We start from the raw sequence: 2,768 nt of genomic DNA, 5'->3' as shown, positions 1-2,768 counted from the left end.
GCCGGCGGCCAGCAGCGGGGCCACCAGCGGCCAGGTGCCGACCACGCGGTGCCGTTTGACCATGATCCGCACGATCGGGCGGCCACCGGCGACCAGGGCGGCCACCGCGATCAGGCCGGTGGGCTGCACACCGAGGGTGAAGGCGGCGGTGACGACGGCCAGTGCCGCCGGCGTCACCCGCGAGGCGCACATCGACCGCTCGATCAGCACATAGGTGATCAGCGAACCCAGCGCGATGATCGGCTCGGGGCGAAGACCGTTGTTGAACGGCATCCACGCGGTCAGCAGGACCAGGCCGGCCGCCCAGTTGGCGGCCGTGCTGCCCGTGACCGCGGGGCCCAGCCGGGGCAGCACCTCACGCGAGAGCAGCAGCCAGCACACGAGCCCGGCGACCAGGTCGGGCAGCCGCATCCACAGGCTGCCGTCGCTGACGTGGGTCATCAGGGCCAGCAGGTTGTAGTACCAGCCGAACGGGTCCTCCGGGCTGCCGAACCAGCGGAAGTAGTTGGACATGTACCCGGCGTGGTCGGCGACGCGGGCCATGCCCAGGATGTAGCCGTCGTCGGAGGAGTTCGCGCCGATCACATGCCAGAGCAGGAAACCGAAGATCACCGTGGCGTCGATGAGGGTGAACTTGCGCCAGCGGGTGGGGATCAGTCGGTGCATGCGCCGGCCGCCCAGCTGGTCCAGGCGCCACAGCGCGATCAGCGCGACGACGGTCGCCACGACCGCCAGCACCATCGCCGTCAGCTTCAGCGTGGTCGGGGTCGTCGAGAATCGGGTGTCGACGGTCGCGGAGAGCCGCAGCCCCGGCGGGGCGGGGCCGCTCAGGTCGCTGAACACCCCGACGATCTGCGGGCGCAGGTTGGGATCGGGGAAGCCGCCGCTCAAGGGCCGACCCGCCGGATCGGTCAACCCGACGAAGGTGGCGAAGGTGCCGGCCAGGGTGGAGGTGATCTCGATGCTGGAGCATCCCGGGGCACCCCCGGGTCCTGCCACCTGATCGCGCGGCGCGCTGGCGATCACCACATTGCGGTCGGTGACGTCGACGCGCTGTTTGCCCGCGACGACGAACAGCGCATCGAGCGCGGCGTCCTTGCCCTTTTTGGGCGCCGTGCTCAGGACGACGCCGCCGTCGGGTGGCAGGGCGCCCACCACCGGGCACGGCACGCTGGCCGTCACGTCGACCGGGGTCAGCGAGATCAGCGGCGCCGTCACGCTGCCCAGTTGGCCGTTTTGCGGCCAGTTCAGCATGGCGGTGGTCTGCACGACGGGCAGCAGCGGCGTCGCGACGGACAGGACGAAACCGATGAGCCCCGCGATCGTCGCGACCCAGCGCGTCACCCGCACGTCCTGGCGGTTGGCGGGGCTCGCGGTGGCCCCGCGGCGTTCGGAGTTGATGACGCTCATGGGAGGGCTCGAATCGGTCCTTTACGGCTCCAGCCGGGCACGGTGGTCATGCCCTGCACGACGGCGGCGTTCGGCGCTTGGTCGGCCGGCACCAAACGGTGGTACTGCTCGACGGAGCCCCAGTCGCGGTGCCAGTCGCCGCGCAGGTAGGTCGCGACGGTCGAGGTGTACATCATCGCCTGGGTGAACAGGAACGGGCCGCCGGCCTCACCGGCCTGCCACCCGTTCGACGACGCCGCCGTCTGCTTGTGCTCGGGCATGATGCGGTAGTCCGGAAGCTCGGCGACGCCGAGGTGTTCGGTGAACGGCCGCTGGCAGGGGAAGTTCGCCGCGGTCGCGACGTCCATCAGCACCGGGGTCTGCGATCCGAGTAGGTGCTGCAGGGTCTGCAGCACCGGGACCCGCGGAGGGGTGAACGCGAACCACTGCTCGGAGCTCAGGTTCGGGTCGTAGGCGACGATGCGCGCCACGTTGGCCTCCGGCGGCGCCCAGGCCAGCGGGAACCGCAGGTTGCGCCACGCCGGCTCCGGCCCGATGTCGATCGGCTGCACCTCGCCCAGCGGCTGGGTGGTGCCGTCCGGGCGCGTGACCCCCCACTGCAGCTTGAGCAACTGCCCGTAGGTGAAGGTGCCGTCCTCCTTGTAGGACCAGATGGCGCCGGCGGCCGAGACCACGACCAGCGGGCGGCCCGGGTCGCGGGGAGGCAACCGATACCAGGCCGAGGTCGCCGTGGCGGCCAGCGAATTCTCGCCGTAGCTGCCCATCACCGGGGTGCGGGCCGGGTCGAGGCCGAACGGCAGCGCCGCATGCGATCCGTTGACGCCGACCGGGCCCTTGCCGCCGGCCGTGCCAGCGGAGTCGCTCATGGTGGCGTTGGGTTTGTTGGGGGATGCGTCGGAGTTCACCACGCCGGGCTTGGTCACCACCGGGTAGGACCGCAGGTCCTCGCCCACCCCGTCGGGTTTGAAGCCGACCGGGTTGAGCCCGCCGAGCGGGCCGTAGGGCCCGAACTGCTGTCCGGGGACCGGCTGCAGCAGCCCGGCGTTCGGGTCGGGTTCGGCCAGCACGTCGTCGGCCATCGCGCAGCTGGTGAGCCCGGAAGCGATCGCCGCCAGGTTGGCCTTGCCGGTGGTGTACTGCGGGTAGCGGAACACCGCGGCCTTGGCCAGCGAGGCGACCTCGCCGACCACCATGATCGACGCGACCACCAGCAGCGGCGTCGAGGCCAGCACCCGGTTGCGCCGGTTGGCCTTGACCTCGGTGTGCCCGGCGTAGTCCATCCGGAAGTGGTACCAGGCGGCCAGCAGGCCGGTCAGGATCGACAGCGTCAGGAACATCGACGTCACCGGGTGGCTGGC

At 71.2% G+C, this 2,768-nt stretch carries 2 protein-coding genes; both read right to left on the bottom strand.

What is annotated here, in order from left to right; translation table 11 throughout:
• A partial coding sequence (locus AC2VOR_RS09750) for an arabinosyltransferase domain-containing protein (RefSeq protein WP_486963692.1) occupies positions 1 to 1,410 on the bottom strand: 1,410 nt, incomplete at its 3' end.
• The coding region (locus tag AC2VOR_RS09745; protein ID WP_486963691.1) for an arabinosyltransferase C-terminal domain-containing protein at positions 1,407 to 2,768 on the bottom strand (1,362 nt) is incomplete at its 5' end. The genes AC2VOR_RS09745 and AC2VOR_RS09750, both read right to left, overlap by 4 nt.

The sequence above is a fragment of the Mycobacterium sp. TH-M103 genome, assembly GCF_057473785.1.
This window is presented reverse-complemented; position numbering and strand designations above follow the sequence as displayed.